The following is a 14,172-nucleotide window of genomic DNA, read 5'->3' as shown; positions in this document are numbered from 1 at the left end:
CCACCCCGCGCCGCCGGGCCGCCTGAGCACACCCGCCGCCGGGCCGGCAGGAGGCCCTTTGCCTGCGGTTGCAGCGGGGTAGGGAAGCAGCGCTTTTCAAAAATATTTCTCGCTTCTGGGGCATTCACTCTACTTTTTACAGGAAAAAGGCGTACACTGCTCAACTATATTGCGTTGTGTGCGTAGGTTTGCAACGGAAATAGTCGGCTTGCATACTACTTTTGCAGGGCAATAGACTTTATTTCAACTACTTCCCAGACTTCATTTTTCACCCCAACCTGTTCCTTACCATGGAAGATTTGTTTAAGAAGTTCGTAAACGCCGGCGTTGGCTACATTGCGCAGGGCAGCAAGTCGGTACAAAGCACCATCGAGAAGTTGGTGAAAGACAACAAGATGACCCAGGCCGAGGGCAAAAAGATTGTGGATGAGCTCATGAAAAGCGGTGAGACCAAACGCGTTGAGCTGGAGAAGCAATTTCAGGGCCTTTCGGAGCGCATTAAAAGCACGGTGGGCATGGGCGAAACCAAAGCCAAGAGCGGTTCGCGGTCCACGGCGGCCAAAAAACCCGCAGGCAAAGCAGCCGCCAAGCCGGCCACCAGCGTTGCCAGCAAGGCAGCCGGTGCCACCAAAAAAGCGGCCGACAAAGTGAGCAGTGCCGCGGGCACGGCCCAGAAATCGGCAGCGGCCAAAGCCGGCGCGGCCAAGAAGCCCGCCGCCAAAAAGCCCGCTGCCGCCGCCAGCTCCCCCGCAGCCAGCGCCGACAAAGCATAGGTTTTTCACCTCATAAGGTTATCAGAAGCCCCGTTCGCGTCTTGTGAGCGGGGCTTTTGTTCGGGGCCGGCGCGGCCTGCCGCGCGGGGCCCGGCCACCAAAGCCGCGCCGTAGCACTACTTTCACTGCCGATGTTTAAAAACACGATTTCCAACCTTGCGCGCATCCGGCAGGTAGCGGAGGTACTGCTCCGCTACGGCTTCGAGGATGTAGTGACCACCACGCCGCTGCGCCGGCTGGTGAGCCAGGCGCGCCGCCTGAACTGGCAGCGGGCCGACCGCCAGGTGTTTGAAACCACGCGCTGGGAGCGGGTGCGCTTGATAATTGAGGAACTGGGGCCCACGTTTATCAAGCTGGCCCAGGCCATGAGCAACCGGGCCGACCTGCTGCCCCAGGCCCTGATTGACGAGTTTGAGAAGCTGCAAAGCAACGTGCCGCCGTTTGACGTGGTGCTGGCCCGGCAGATTATTGAGGAGGAACTGGGCTGCCCGATAACGGAGGTTTTCAGTGAATTTGATGACGTAACGCTGGGTTCGGCCAGCATCGGGCAGGTGCACCGGGCGCGGCTGCTTACGGGCGAGGAAGTGGTGGTGAAGGTACAGCGCCCCGGCGTGCGCGAGAAAGTGCGCTCCGACCTGGCGCTGCTGCACGAGCTGGTGCGTCTCACGGCGGGCTTCCTGCAAAAGCAGGGCCTGGCCAACCCGCAGGACGTGGTGGATGCCTTTGAGCGCAGCATGAGCAAGGAGCTCGACTACACGGCCGAAGCGCGCTCGATGGAGCAGTTCCGCAAGCTGTACGCGGACTACACCACATTTTACATCCCCAAGCCGTTTCGGGAGCTGAGCACGGAGCGCATTCTGGTGATTGAGTTTGTGAGCGGCTGTAAAATCACCGACAAAGCGAAGCTACTGGAATGGGGCCTGAGCCCGGCCGCCGTGGCCGAAAACGGCATGGACATCTACCTAACTCAGATTTTTGAGTTCGGGATTTTCCACGCCGACCCGCACCCCGGCAACGTGCTGGTGCAGCCCGATGGCACGGTGGTGCTCATCGACTTCGGGATGGTGGGCCGGCTCACCAAGCAGCAGAAATACGCCTTCGCGGGCGTGTTTATCGGCATGGCGCGGCAGGATGCGCGCAGCATGGCACTCAACTTCCGGCGGCTGGCCCTCACGGCGGAAATCCCGGACATGCGCGCGTTCGAGTCCGACCTCAGCCAGCTTATTGAGGACTTCGCCACGCTCGATGTGAAGGAAATGAGCATGAGCGACCTGGCCGACGCGCTCCAAACCATTATTTATAATTACAAGCTGCAGGTGCCCGGCGCGGTATTTCTCATCCTGCGGGCGCTGGTAATTTTGGAGGGAATTGGCAAGGTGCTACACCCCAATTTCAACACCTTTGAGTTTGTGCGGCCTTACGGGGCCAAGATTATCCGGGAGCAGTACTCGCGCCAAAACCTGTTGAGCGAAGCTGAATACACGGGCACGCAGCTCCTGGCCCTGCTGCAAACCCTGCCGTCGGACGTGCGCCAGATTGTGCGCAAAATCAGCAAGGGCGAATTGCGGCTGAAGTTTGAGCTGGTGGGCTACAACACGCTCATGCGCAAGGCCGACCAGCTGGTGAGCCGCACCATTCTGGCACTGCTGAGCATGGGCGGGCTCATTTTTTCGGGCCTGACGCTGTTGGGACGCTACTCTCCTGACATGCCGTACCGGCGCGGCGTGCCCGAAATAACGTGGTGGAGCCTGGGCGCTACGGGGTTTCTGCTGCTCGTCCTGCTGCTGCTGGGCACTGCTCCCCGAAAAAAGGGGTGAGGGGATGAGGCGCCACGGAGGCCAACCCGCCAGCACATATCAACTACACCCCACCGCCCTGACCAGCCGGGCTAAATTATTGGCGAAAGATTGTGGTCGAGCTTGGCAGCCCCGACCTTTGCCGCACGAGGCTATACGTCCGTCTCGGTTGTGTGGAATGGCCTTTATGTTACGATTTCGGTTTGTTTTTGCCATTTTCGGCGTTTTGCTACTGGGGCTTCCCCAGCGCGGTATAGGCCAGGCGGTGCCCAGTGGCGGGGCCGTGGTGCGGGAAGTCAGTCTGCGCACCGATACCGCTGTGTACCTGTTGAGCCGCAATACCGTGGACGTGCAGGGCGTGCCCACGCAGTATTTCTGGTTTCGGCGCGACGACGAAACCGTGGAGCTGCGCTTGTATCCGGCCAATCCCAGCAGCACCAAACCCCTGCGCCTGCGGCGCACGCCCGACTACCAGCAGCTCGATTCGCTGACCAAGGAAGAAGACGGCGGATTCCGGACGCGGTTGCGGTTCCAGAACCTGACCACCAACCAGTTTCTGCGCCTGGTGGTGGAGCAGCCTTCCGACTCGGTGGGCCGGGAGCCGCGGCGGCAGGAAGTGGCGCTGCTGCCGCTGGCCCGCACCTCGGTGGCGTTGCGCGTGCCCGATAACGAGCTGTTTGTGGGCGAGGAGAAGGTATTTGAGCTCACCAGCTCCAACGCCCGCAACGTGCGTGCCACCGGGGAATGGGTGCGCGGCCCCGAATTCGACTACCGGCTGGTGGCCGAAGCCAGCGGCATGCTGCGCCTGCACGTGCTGCCGCACCAGCTGGGACCCCGCACGTTGCTGGTGAAGCTGCAAACCGAGCGCCCCACCCTGCTAGCCGGAGGCCGCCTAAGCTACCAGCTGCCGGTGCTACGGCAGGAGTTCAACGTGAAAGGCAGCCGGCTGCGGTTCCTCTCGCCCGACCAGCGCAGCGTGACCCTCAACGAGCTGAACCGCCGCCGGGGCGTGGAGCTGATTCTGGACAACGGCCGCAGCTTCGATTTGCGGCGCACCTACCGCATTGAGGACCAGGAGGAACCCGGCGGTACGCTCATCGCCGAAGTATTTACGCGCCAGTACCTGAGCAACGACCGGGTGCTGTGCTACCTGCGCCCCTACAACACCCACCGCCAGACGGCGGGCTACCTCTACATCAAGGAAAACGACGCCGCCCGCTACATCACCAACCTCGACATTACGCCCGAAACAGTGGTGCGCAGCGTGCAGGTACTGCACCGCGGCGGCGAGTGGACGGCCAACTTGAGCGTGAGCCCCGGCGAAATGGTGGACGTGCGCCTGGAGGGCGAGGGGCTGCAGAAAGCCCGCCTCTCGTTCGAAGATTTGCCCATTGTGCCCTCCGATTCGTCGGTACGCACCGATGCGCGGCTGGTGTACCGGGTGCTGGTGCCGGTGGGCTACGCCAAGCGCAAAAGCACCATCTACAACCTCGGGCAGCCCATTGGCCACGCCCTCACCATTAAGGAGTTTCAGCGGCCGCACCCGTTGGATTTTGTGTCGGTGGGCTACGGCGTGGCGCCCGGCCCATTACCCGGCTGGGCGGGCCGGTGCTGTATGACGGCACCATTCGGGACGTGGTTTTTCAGTTCAACCCCAACGGCATCGACCAGGGCGAGCAGCTGTTTGGCAAGCAGTTTCTGAGCTTTGAAATCCGGACCCTCAACAGCAAGGGCGAGCTCATGGAGCTGCGCACCGTGGACAATGTGGTGATTTGCCCCGGCGACAACTCGCCCCGCGCCGCCTTCTACGCCGACAAGCTGTGCCGCACCGACCCGCTGAGCTTGAACGCCCTGCTGGCGCGCAAAACCTACGACCTCGACGACTGGAGCCGCATTCTGGTGACGGTGAAGCACCAGACCGCGCCGTATGCCGAGCCCGGCTACACCCAAACGGTGGAAGTGGTGCTCAAGCGCCGCTACAAGTTCGACATCGACGTGAGTTTTCCGGCCGGCCTACTCACCCGGCGCCAGGGCGAAACCGGCTACGGCTCCTTCGGCGGCATTTCGCTGGCCACGCTGGCGCAGCTCAGCTTCTACAGCCCTGACAAAATCAACCGCCTGCGCCCGTATAAGATTGGCGCCGGCTTCGTGGCGCTCAATGCCTTCAACCTAAGCAACACCAGCAAAAACGACCGGGATTTGGGCTTGGTGATTCTGGGCTCGGTGTATCCCACGCGGCGCGAGGCCAAGTTCACGTTTCCGCTGTATCTGGGCGGCGGGTATCTGCTGTCGGCCGGCAAGTGGTTTTACCTGTTGGGGCCGGGAATTGGGGTGAGGTTGTAGGTTGTGAATAATTATTGTTGTGGGGTAATAATTGCTAATTGAGCAGTTATTAACTGTCAGTCAATGGTGGGTAATGTTTTGGCGCTTGGCGAAGAAGCAGATTTCGAAGTACTGAACTGTCTGCCAGTACAGAACTTGATATGAAACACAAAACTTCATTTAAGCACTGAACCTGCTTTTTTGCCAAACGCCTGTTAGCGGCTAGTTTATTAATCTTTATAGCATCAATTTATGTTTTTAATTTTGCAAGCATTTCCTGTCGCCTTGCCTCGGCTTCAACTTTTTGTTTCTCGGCGTCTGCTTTTTGCTTTTCAATATCCTCCTTTTCTTTTTCCGCTTGAGTAATTAGACTTCCTTGCCAAAATAATGCAGGGTCTGAATTGTGACCTTGACTTTTTACATATAGATTTAATGCTAGTGGAGTAGGAGAAATTTCAGCAACTAAATTTATATCTTCAGCACTAAAACCACCTGAAAGCAAATCAAGTGAACGCAAGTGGTCGAGTTCCCTGTCTAACCGATGAATTTCATTGATACCAGAAATTTCAATTAATGTTTTGCAATCAAGTGTCAATTTGTCACCAACAATAAGCCCATTTTCATAAATTATCTTTCTTGCACTTTCGCTTGAATACTTCATAATTCGAGCTTGTGCATTAGTTAATTGTTTTAATAAATTTACAAAAATCAAGTTTTCGTCTTCTTGGCCAGATTTGGTGCAAGATGAAGCAAAAAGTCCTGCCCACATTTCTTGAACTTCATCATTGTCGTTAAGAGAACCATTTTCAATTATGGCTAATGCAACCCTTGGGTGTGCTTGAATTTTTAATTCTTCATTCTCAAAATGCAGTTTACCTTTTGCTTTCTCAAGAATACGTAAAATGTTGTTTAATCTCCAATTGCGAACTTTATCACGAAGTAATAGTCCTACTTCATCTAATGCAGGCACACAAACACTTTTTAAAAATCCTTCAATTCCTTGGAATGATCTTTCAACTGTTGTGTTAGCTGCGTCACTGATTGGTTTTATTCCCAATAAGTCTAAGCTTGAATTCTGCTTTTCGGCTGCCATATTTTTTGGTATTTAAGTTATTTGTCCTTGTTGCATGTCGTCAAAAATTGCCGCAAACACCTGGGTTGCCGCAATTGGAAGGTACACCAGTTGCGCAACCCAGCCAACGGTAGCTGGATTGCCGCAACTACACACCGTTAAACTACATGAGCTACTTCAGCTTCATGTCTGCAATAATTGCCTGAATTTTCTCCTGCGCCAAACTCGTGGCCAAATCAAAATCCACCACTGATTTCAGCGGCTGCTTTACGCTGAAATAGAACTTGATTTTGGGTTCGGTGCCGCTGGGGCGGGCGGATATTTTGCTGCCGTCTTCGGTAATGAACTGGAGCACGTTGGAGCTTTCCAGGCCGGTTTCGGTGGCCAGGCCGGTGCGCAGGTCGTGGATGCGGCCGATTTTGTAGTCGCGGATTTCCACCACCTTCAGGCCGGCAATGGTCTGGGGCGGATTGGCGCGGAGCTGGGCCATCATCTCCTGAATTTCTTCGGCGCCGCGCTGGCCTTCTTTGGTGAGGGAAATCAGGTCTTCCACGTAGAGGCCGTAGGTGGCGTACATGTGCACCATTTCTTGGTAGAGCGTGCGGCCCTGGTCTTTGGCCACGGCGGCCATTTCGGCAATCAGCGCGCAGGCCGATACTGCGTCCTTGTCGCGCACAAAGTCGCCGATGAGGAAGCCGTAGCTTTCCTCGCCGCCGCCAATGTATGTTTCCTGGCCTTCGAGGTCGCGGATGAGGCCAGCGATGTACTTGAAGCCGGTGAGCGTCTGGTAGCTCTTCACGTTGTGCTGGCGGGCAATGTCGCCGATGATTTCACTGGTCACGATGGTGTACACAATGAAGTCTTTGGGCGTGGTCTGGCCCGCGCGGTGGCGTGCGCTCAGGAGGTAGTAGGTGAGCAGGGCGGCGGTTTGGTTGCCGTTGAGCAGCACCCATTCGCCCTTGTCGTTTTTCACACCCACGCCCACACGGTCGGCGTCGGGGTCGGTGGCCAGCACAATGTCGGCGTCCTGGGCCTGGGCCTGGTTGAGGGCCAGCTGCATGGCGCTTTTCTCCTCCGGGTTCGGCGACTGCACGGTGGGGAAGTTGCCATCGGGCGTGGCCTGGGCTTCCACAATGCTCACGTTGGTGAAGCCGAACTCCCGCAGCAGGCCCGGCACCAGCGTGATGCCCGAGCCGTGGATGGGCGTGTACACAATCTTCAAACCGTGCTGGCGCCGGATGGCGGCCGGGTCGATGCTGAGCTGCCGGGCCCGGGCGAAATACAGGGCGTCAATGTTCTCCCCAACGCTAATTATTTTCGACCGGTCGGCTTCAAATTTTACTTCGCCAACGCTGGTGATTTTATTTACTTCGGCAATGATGTTGGCATCGTGTGGGGCCACTACCTGGGCGCCGTCGTTCCAGTACACTTTGTAGCCGTTGTACTCCTTCGGGTTGTGCGAAGCCGTTATTACACAGCCGCTCTGGCACTCCAGCTCGCGAATGGCAAACGACAATTCGGGCGTGGGCCGCAGGGCGTCGAATAAATACACAACGATGCCATTGGCGGAGAAAATGCCGGCCGCAATCTGTGCAAATTCGGCGCTGTTGTTCCGGCTGTCGTGCGCGATGGCTACTTTAATTTCCTGGCCCGGAAAGCTCTGGATTAAATAATTACACAAACCCTGGGTGGCCATGCCCAGCGTGTAGCGGTTCATGCGGTTCGAGCCTGGCCCCATGATGCCGCGCAGGCCGCCCGTCCCAAATTCGAGGGAGCGGTAGAACGCATCGGTTAGCTGGTCGTCCTGCCCGCTGGTTTGCAGCTCGTGAATGGCGGCTTGGGTTTCGGCGTCGTACTCGGGCGTGAGCCAGGTGTTGATGGTTTGCTGAATGGCGGGGGCGAGGGGCATAAAAAGGGAATGAAGAACTCTGCGAACCTCTGCGCTGTTCCTCTGCGGGAACCGTCGTTCAACGGTGTTTCCCGCAGAGGGCGCAGAGGAACAGCGCAGAGGTTCGCAGAAGGTGGAGAATGAAATCTACAAATTGCCGCGTAGCGCCTGCTCGCGCTCGATGCTCTCGAACAGGGCTTTGAAGTTGCCTTTGCCGAAGCTCTTGGCGCCCTTGCGCTGAATGATTTCATAGAATACCGTGGGCCGGTCTTCTACGGGCTTGGTGAAAATCTGGAGCAGGTAGCCTTCCTCGTCGCGGTCTACGAGCAGGTTGAGGTCCTTGAGGGACTGCAGGTCCTCGTCGATGGCGCCGATGCGCTCCAGCAGGTCGTCGTAGTAGGTGCCGGGCACGCTCAGGAACTCCACGCCGCGGCGGCGCAGCTCGGTCACGGTGGTGCGGATGTCGTTGGTGGCAATGGCGATGTGCTGCACGCCGGGCGAGTGGTAGTAGTCGAGGTATTCCTCAATCTGCGACTTCTTTTTGCCTTCGGCGGGCTCGTTGATGGGGAATTTCACGAAGCCGTTGCCGTTGGAAACCACCTTACTCATCAGGGCAGAATACTCGGTGCTGATGTCGTCGTCATCAAACGTAATTAGGAGCTTGAAGCCCATCACGTCCTCATAAAAGGTAATCCAGGTGTTCATTTCGCCCCAGCCCACGTTGCCCACGCAATGGTCGATGTGCAGCAGCCCCACGGGCGCGCCCTGCGGCACAAGGCTGGTTTTGGCCACGAAACCGGGCATGAACGGGCCGGTGTAATTGTTGCGCTCCACGAAGGTGTGGATGCTTTCGCCGTAGGTGTAGATGCCGGCCAGTGTCACCGAGCCATACTCATCTTCGATAGTATAGGGCTCGAAAGCCGAGCGGGCCCCGCGCTTGGTGGTTTCCTCGTACGACTGGCGGGCGTCGTCCACGAGCAGGGCCATTACTTTCACGCCGTCGCCGTGCTGCGATACGTGGCGCGTGATGTCGGAGTCGGGCAGGAGGGAGGTGGTGAGCACGATGCGGATTTTGCCCTGCTGCAGCACGTAGCTGGCGCGGTCGCGCAATCCCGTTTCGGGGCCGGCGTAGGCCACCAGCTCGTAGCCGAAGGCTGCCTGGTAGTAGTAGGCCGACTGCTTGGCGTTGCCGACGTAAAATTCGACGAAGTCGGTGCCTTTGAGCGGGAGGAAGTCCTGGGCGGGCTGGGCCAGCACTTCGGGCGAGGTCATGGTTTGCATAGTGGGAAGGGGGAGAATGAGGGTGGGGGTGGTGCGGTAAAATTACGGGTTCGGGACGGAAACGGCCGGTACCGCCCAAAGTGCGAACCGGCAACGGCGTGTGTTTAGCAATTCATTCCCATTTTTGTGCCCAATCATCTGCCTTAGCGCCCCATGAATACCGAAGAACTAAACCAAGCCCTTGTGGCCCTGATTGAAAAGAAGGCTGAGCTGCACACCCTCAAATACGACGACGCGCGCTACGACGACGTGGAAGAGGCCCTGCACGATTTGGAGGACGACTTCAACGACGAGTACGGCGAATTCCTGGAAGCAGCCCTCGACAAAGTGCACACCGACCTGAAATCGGACACCGACGTGCTGCTGCCCACCGCCTACCTGCCCAGCACCCCCGGCGCCACGCCCTCGCCCAAAGAAGGCGTCTGGGTTGATTCGGAGAAGTACCCCGGCAAGGAAGCCCGCATTACGCTGATTCCGAGCCCCGTGCGCATTATGCTCACCGTGGGCAAGCAGGTGCAACAGGAGCTGTGGAAAGCGTAGGCTAACTGGTTTCGCAAGATAACGAACCCAGAACGTCATGCTGAGCGCAGCCGAAGCCTCTCTACCGCGAGAGTAACTAAATACAATTGCGGTAGAGAGGCTTCGGCTGCGCTCAGCATGACGTTTTTTTGGTTGTCAATTTTCAGCCCAATTCACCCATGCTCTACCGCATTGCCGAACCCGCCGACTGGCAGCAGGCCCAGCAAACCGGCTTTTTCGCCAGCACCGACCTGGCCGCCGAAGGCTTTATTCATTCCTCCGAACATCACCAAATCCTGGAAACGGCCGGCCGATACTATGCCGGCCGAACCGATTTGGTGCTGCTGGAATGGGACGAAGCCGCGCTAGCCACTGCACAGGTGCGCGTGGTACGGGAATGGGTAGCGAGCCGGCAGCAGCATTTTGCGCACGTTTTCGGGCCCGTGCCCTTGGCGGCAGTGCGCCGGACGTGGGTGTTTGCACCCGATGCCAACGGCGTATTTCAGCTTCCACCGGGCCTGGGTGAACAGTAGGTACACGGGGATTATTGAATAAATTGCTGTGCGATGCAACCCCGGCGCGTGTGGTAGCATCTTCCGAAGGAAGCCTTTCTCCTGCCAATCGGTTCGTATGATGCTGCCTGCCTACCTCCGCCCGTGCTGCCTGCTGGCGCTCACCGCCCTGGCCACGGCCTGTGCCCCCACCTACGACCTGGCCCTGAAGCCCGCCCGGCCCACCGGCTTGTTTGCCAACGGCCACGAGCAGGCCCTGACCGTGGCCGACAGCGTGGAAGTGCGCCTTAGCTTTGTGTGCTACGAGCCCACGCGGGTGGTGTTTGAGGCCGAATACTACAACCCCACGCGCCGCCCGCTCATCGTGGACCCCGCGGCGTTTCAGTACCAGGCCAGCCGCTTGCCAGCCCCCGTGCCCGCGCCCGGCCGGCGCGCCCGGCGCCCCAAGCCGCTGCCCGGCGATGAGGTGACCGCCGCCGTGGCCGCCGCCAGCATGGCCCTGCCGCTGCCCCCGCTGCCGCCCCGCGAAGTGCTAGCATTTGACCCAGAGCCGGAAATAAACTCCCTGCGCGAACGCGCCCAGAGAGAAGCCGACAAAGCCGCCCGCATCGATTGGTTTGGGGTGGCGCTGAGCGTGGCCAGCCTGGCAACCGACGTGGCCAGCATCGGCAAGAACGAAACCCGCACCCAGTACGAAAGCCGCACCGCCATTCGCGACGCGGCCGTGACCTACAGCGCCGTCTCCGCCGCCGCCAAAATCGGGCACGCCGTAGCGGCCGAAGTCATGCAGCAGCGCGCCGCCAACCTGCAGGAATATGCCCTGCGCAAAGTGACCCTGGAGCCTGGCCACGAGGTGCGCGGCTACCTCTACTTCCCCCGCTATGACGCCGCCGATGGGCTTGTGGTGAAAGCGCCGGTGGGCAGCAGCATGGCGCCGCTGGAATTCGCGCAGAAACGCACAAGGCGGTAGCACCAGAACGAAAAACTCCTCTCCTTTTTTAAGGAGGGGAGTTTTTGCGCAGCAAAAACGGGGGTGGTGAAGTCGTTGCACGATGGACGAACGATTTAAGCGCGGGTTACTCAACGGCTTGCACCCGTATCGTCCGGGTGTCGTTCAACGAGGGAAACCACCCCCGTTCGCGCCTCTTCGGCGCTCACATCCCCTCCTTAAAAAAGGAGGGGAGTTTCGTTCTGACTACCCTAGCTCGGCTAGCTCAAGCCACCGTTCTTCTTTCTCGCCCAGCTCTTTTTCAATAGCTGCCAGGCGGGCACCCCAGGCGGCGAAATCCTGCGGGCTGCCGGCGCCGCCGTTGAGCTTGCTGGTAATTTCCTCTTTCTCAGTTTCCAGCGTCGCCATAGCTTTTTCGAGCTGCTCGTGCTCCTTCTTCTCGGCGAAGGTGGCGCGGCGCTTCTGGGGCGAAGCAGCTACGGCCGTGGTCACGGCCACGGGGGCGGCTAGCTTGGCGGCGGCGCGAGCGGCTTTGGCGGCTTTTTCTTCTTCAACCAGGGCGGCTTCGGCTTCGCGCTCTTCGAGGTATTCGCGGTAGTCGGTGTAGTTGCCGGGGAAGTTGAGGACGGCCCCGCCGGGCTCCAATACAAACAGGTGTTCGGCGAGGTGGTCGAGGAAATACCGGTCGTGGCTGACGATGAGCAGGCAGCCGGTGAAGTGCATCAGGAAGTCTTCCAGGATGTTGAGCGTGCCCAGGTCGAGGTCGTTGGTGGGCTCGTCGAGAATGAGGAAGTTGGGGTTCTTGATGAGCACGCGCAGCAGCTGCAGGCGGCGCTTTTCGCCGCCGCTCAGCTTGTTTACCAGCGTGTACTGCTGGGCGGGCGGGAACAGGAACAGGTTGAGAAACTGGCTGGCGGTGAGTACGTCACCGTTGGCGAGCTCCACTACTTCGGCCACTTCCTTCACGATGTCGATGACGCGCTGGGTGGGGTCGAATTCCAGCTCGGTCTGGGTGTAATAGCCGAACACGGTGTTGGTGCCCACTTCCAGGGTGCCGCTGTCGGGCGCAAGCTTGCCGGTGAGCATGTTCATGAGCGTGGATTTGCCCACGCCATTGGGGCCGACGAGGCCAATCCGGTCCTTCTTTTTGAACACGTAGTTGAAATCGTCGAGCACGGTGAGGTCGCCGAATTTCTTGGTCAGGTTGTGGGCTTCGATGATTTTGCCGCCCTGGCGGGTAGTTTTCACGCTCAGCTCAATCTGCTGCTTGTTGAGGTTGGTGCTGGCCTTGTCCTTAGTCACGTAGAAGGCGTCGATGCGGGCTTTTTGCTTGGTGCCGCGGGCCTGGGGCATGCGGCGCATCCAGTCGAGCTCTTTTTTGAAGAGCTGGCGGGCCTTCTCCACTTCCACGGTTTCGCGCATTTCGCGGTCGGCCTTTTTCTCCACGAAATAGGCGTAGTTGCCTTGGTAGCGGTACATCTGACCCTTGTCGAGCTCCACGATTTCATTGGCCACACTGTCCAGGAAATACCGGTCGTGGGTCACCATTAGCAGGGTGAGGGTGGGGGAGGAGAGGCGGTTTTCGAGCCACTCGATGGTGGCCAGGTCGAGGTGGTTGGTGGGCTCATCGAGCAGCAGCACGTCGGGCTCTTCGATGAGGACGCGGGCCAGGGCCACGCGCTTGCGCTGCCCGCCCGAGAGCATGCTCACGTTGCGCGTGAGCAGGTCGCCGAGGATGCCGAGGCGCCCGAGAATCTGCTGCACCTGGGCTTCGTAGTCCCAGGCGTTGAGGGCGTCCATGCGTTCGAGCACGCGCTGGAGGTCGTCGGGCTTGTGGTTTTCGTCGTTGATGACGTGCTCGTACTCCTGGATGGCCTTGAGCGTGTCGTTCTGGCTGGCGAAGATGGTTTCTTCCACGCTCAGGCTTTCGTCGAACACGGGCTGCTGGCCCAGGTAGGTGACGCGGATGCCCTTGCGCACGCTCACCGAGCCGGTATCGGGGTTTTCGAGGCCGGCCAGCACGCGCATGAGCGTGGTTTTGCCGGTGCCGTTGATGCCCACAAAGGCCACGCGCTGGCCCTGTTGCAGGCCGAAGTTGAGGTTTTGAAACAGCCAGCGGTCGGCGTAGTTCTTCGAGATGTTCTCGGCGGATAACAGATTCATAGGCCGCAAAGGTACGGCCGGGGCGCGCGGGGTGGGGAATGATGAGTGGATTGGTTGTCTTTACACTTAGTATGATCAATCCATACTATGCTTTTGGTATTGGTAGTCAAACCAAGAAAAAAGTCGCAATTTGCACTGATGTTAAATAAGTGCTTCTAACAGCCATCTAGTAAAATTCACACAATCAACCCAAAGAAGCACATCATAGAAATTATGCAACCAGACTCAGATTTTGAAGGGCAAGAAGCAGATGAAATTGTGATTGACCCACTTGTCACAGATGAGGCTACCGATAATGAAGATTCGTCGAACGTTCAATATGATATTACTAGCTACGGGGCTGATTTGGACGTCGATGGTCTAGTTAGGAGAATAAATAAAAAAGATATTATTATTCCAAAGTTTCAAAGGGCCTATGTTTGGAAGCACACAGAAGCTTCCAGATTTATTGAGTCATTATTACTTGGCTTGCCTGTTCCTGGGGTATTCTTTTCAAAAGAAAATGATTCGAATAGACTTCTTGTAATAGACGGACAGCAAAGGTTGAAGACTTTGCAATTTTTTTTAGGTGGTTATTTTAACCCAAGAGAAGATGATGACAAGCGTCAAGTATTTAAACTTATCAAAGTTCAAGATAGGTTTCTAAATAAAACTTACGTCGATTTGGAAGAAGATGACCGTCGTCAGATTGACAACGCAATTATTCACGCAACTATTATCAAGCAAGAGAGTCCAAATAAGGATAATACGAGCGTATTCCATATTTTCGAAAGACTCAATACGGGTGGACAAAAATTAGGCGGTGGTCTAATTTAAGGTGAGATTGTAATTGTCAATGACAATTTTAATGCGGGCGTTATGCATGGGCAAGGATTTGCTAAAGGAGCAGGATTTTCG

12 protein-coding genes are annotated in these 14,172 nt (G+C 57.7%); 8 read left to right on the top strand and 4 right to left on the bottom strand.

Going from position 1 to position 14,172, the window contains the following annotated elements; all coding sequences use genetic code 11:
- The first annotated feature begins 290 nt into the window (after positions 1-290).
- From BEN47_RS17180 to BEN47_RS17165, 4 genes are all read left to right on the top strand, one after another.
- Positions 291-773: a phasin family protein gene (locus BEN47_RS17180; protein WP_125921745.1), complete on the top strand. Its 483-nt coding sequence runs from the start codon at positions 291-293 to the stop codon at positions 771-773.
- A gap of 131 nt (positions 774-904) precedes the next feature.
- Positions 905-2,590, top strand: coding sequence for an ABC1 kinase family protein (locus BEN47_RS17175; RefSeq protein ID WP_070730088.1), 1,686 nt, complete (start codon positions 905-907; stop codon positions 2,588-2,590).
- Positions 2,591-2,795: 205 nt separating this feature from the next.
- Positions 2,796-4,271: a hypothetical protein gene (locus BEN47_RS17170; RefSeq protein ID WP_125921744.1), complete on the top strand. Its 1,476-nt coding sequence runs from the start codon at positions 2,796-2,798 to the stop codon at positions 4,269-4,271.
- Positions 4,205-4,912 (top strand): hypothetical protein, encoded by a 708-nt coding sequence (locus tag BEN47_RS17165; RefSeq protein WP_158011072.1) that lies wholly within the window; start codon positions 4,205-4,207, stop codon positions 4,910-4,912. The genes BEN47_RS17170 and BEN47_RS17165 overlap by 67 nt, the downstream gene beginning before the upstream one ends.
- 229 nt (positions 4,913-5,141) lie before the next feature.
- Here the strand turns inward: BEN47_RS17165 and BEN47_RS20470 are convergent, their stop codons facing one another.
- The 3 genes from BEN47_RS20470 to hppD form a co-directional block, all read right to left on the bottom strand.
- Positions 5,142-5,984, bottom strand: a complete 843-nt coding sequence (locus tag BEN47_RS20470; RefSeq protein ID WP_083322536.1) for an Abi-alpha family protein — start codon at positions 5,982-5,984, stop codon at positions 5,142-5,144.
- A gap of 151 nt (positions 5,985-6,135) precedes the next feature.
- Complete coding sequence (locus BEN47_RS17160; RefSeq protein WP_070730082.1) at positions 6,136-7,872, bottom strand: phospho-sugar mutase; 1,737 nt, start codon at positions 7,870-7,872, stop codon at positions 6,136-6,138.
- A 126-nt stretch (positions 7,873-7,998) separates the two neighbouring features.
- Positions 7,999-9,132, bottom strand: a complete 1,134-nt coding sequence (gene hppD, locus BEN47_RS17155) for a 4-hydroxyphenylpyruvate dioxygenase (RefSeq protein WP_083322535.1) — start codon at positions 9,130-9,132, stop codon at positions 7,999-8,001.
- A 153-nt stretch (positions 9,133-9,285) separates the two neighbouring features.
- Here hppD and BEN47_RS17150 point away from each other — a divergent pair, with 153 nt between their 5' ends.
- The 3 genes from BEN47_RS17150 to BEN47_RS17140 all read left to right on the top strand — a co-directional run bounded on the left by BEN47_RS17150 (position 9,286) and on the right by BEN47_RS17140 (position 11,133).
- Positions 9,286-9,672, top strand: coding sequence for a hypothetical protein (locus BEN47_RS17150; protein ID WP_070730080.1), 387 nt, complete (start codon positions 9,286-9,288; stop codon positions 9,670-9,672).
- A gap of 158 nt (positions 9,673-9,830) precedes the next feature.
- On the top strand, positions 9,831-10,184 hold the full coding sequence (locus BEN47_RS17145; RefSeq protein ID WP_070730078.1) for a DUF952 domain-containing protein: 354 nt from the start codon (positions 9,831-9,833) through the stop codon (positions 10,182-10,184).
- Between the two features lie 97 nt (positions 10,185-10,281).
- The gene (locus BEN47_RS17140; protein WP_070730076.1) at positions 10,282-11,133 is read left to right on the top strand and encodes a hypothetical protein; all 852 of its coding nucleotides are present in this window, start codon (positions 10,282-10,284) and stop codon (positions 11,131-11,133) included.
- Between the two features lie 225 nt (positions 11,134-11,358).
- On the opposite strand, the gene BEN47_RS17135 is transcribed toward BEN47_RS17140, so the two are convergent.
- A complete protein-coding gene (locus BEN47_RS17135; protein ID WP_070730074.1) occupies positions 11,359-13,275 on the bottom strand; it encodes an ABC-F family ATP-binding cassette domain-containing protein in 1,917 nt (638 codons plus the stop codon).
- 213 nt (positions 13,276-13,488) lie between these two features.
- Here BEN47_RS17135 and BEN47_RS17130 point away from each other — a divergent pair, with 213 nt between their 5' ends.
- Entirely contained in the window at positions 13,489-14,091 is a 603-nt protein-coding gene (locus BEN47_RS17130; RefSeq protein ID WP_070730073.1) for a DUF262 domain-containing protein, read from the top strand.
- The last annotated feature ends 81 nt before the right edge of the window (positions 14,092-14,172 follow it).

Origin of the sequence: Hymenobacter lapidarius (genome assembly GCF_001816145.1) — a bacterium.
GTDB classification, from domain to species: domain Bacteria; phylum Bacteroidota; class Bacteroidia; order Cytophagales; family Hymenobacteraceae; genus Hymenobacter; species Hymenobacter lapidarius.
This window is presented reverse-complemented; position numbering and strand designations above follow the sequence as displayed.

Bases quoted from the DNA above. Each gene is read 5' to 3' on its own strand.
- BEN47_RS17145 (WP_070730078.1), top strand. From the start codon at position 9,831: ATGCTCTACCGCATTGCCGAACCCGCCGACTGGCAGCAGGCCCAGCAA.
- BEN47_RS17135 (WP_070730074.1), bottom strand. From the start codon at position 13,275: ATGAATCTGTTATCCGCCGAGAACATCTCGAAGAACTACGCCGACCGC.
- BEN47_RS20470 (WP_083322536.1), bottom strand. From the start codon at position 5,984: ATGGCAGCCGAAAAGCAGAATTCAAGCTTAGACTTATTGGGAATAAAA.
- BEN47_RS17160 (WP_070730082.1), bottom strand. From the start codon at position 7,872: ATGCCCCTCGCCCCCGCCATTCAGCAAACCATCAACACCTGGCTCACG.
- BEN47_RS17140 (WP_070730076.1), top strand. From the start codon at position 10,282: ATGATGCTGCCTGCCTACCTCCGCCCGTGCTGCCTGCTGGCGCTCACC.
- BEN47_RS17175 (WP_070730088.1), top strand. From the start codon at position 905: ATGTTTAAAAACACGATTTCCAACCTTGCGCGCATCCGGCAGGTAGCG.
- BEN47_RS17130 (WP_070730073.1), top strand. From the start codon at position 13,489: ATGCAACCAGACTCAGATTTTGAAGGGCAAGAAGCAGATGAAATTGTG.
- BEN47_RS17150 (WP_070730080.1), top strand. From the start codon at position 9,286: ATGAATACCGAAGAACTAAACCAAGCCCTTGTGGCCCTGATTGAAAAG.
- BEN47_RS17180 (WP_125921745.1), top strand. From the start codon at position 291: ATGGAAGATTTGTTTAAGAAGTTCGTAAACGCCGGCGTTGGCTACATT.
- hppD (WP_083322535.1), bottom strand. From the start codon at position 9,132: ATGCAAACCATGACCTCGCCCGAAGTGCTGGCCCAGCCCGCCCAGGAC.